Genomic DNA, 410 nt, shown 5'->3' with positions numbered 1-410 from the left:
GCTTAGCGACTCTTGAGCATCTCTTAGAGTCAGCTCAAACTCATTTTTGTGATGACGAGTCGTTCCTTCAAAAGCGCATTGTGGCTGACATGCTTCCGTTCGGTACACAGATTGCTTTCACCTGCAATCAACCACGCAACTTTGCTCTCTGGTGTGATGGCAAACCTGCGAATAATCTAGAGCCAGACGTCATAGCTCTCACACAGGCATACGAGCACATAGCAAACACTAAGGAACTTCTTTTGGGTGTTAACGCTGAAGATGCAAAGCTAGCTGAGGTGACGCGCATTGACTTGGGTCAGAGCCTCTACGTCGAATTGTCTGGTAATGCCTACGTGAATGAATGTCTAATTCCAAACTTTTACGTCCATATGTTCACTGCTTACGATATTCTTCGCATGGCTGGTGTA

1 protein-coding gene is annotated in these 410 nt (G+C 46.1%); it reads left to right on the top strand.

What is annotated here, in order from left to right; translation table 11 throughout:
* Positions 1 to 410: DUF1993 family protein (locus FLQ44_RS25515; protein WP_147693936.1), on the top strand; the 410-nt coding region annotated here is incomplete at both ends.

The organism is Vogesella mureinivorans (genome assembly GCF_007644035.1).
Taxonomy (GTDB): Bacteria; Pseudomonadota; Gammaproteobacteria; order Burkholderiales; family Chromobacteriaceae; genus Vogesella; species Vogesella mureinivorans.
The sequence above is the reverse complement of the archived record's forward strand: the minus strand, read 5'-3'. Positions and strand labels throughout refer to the sequence as shown.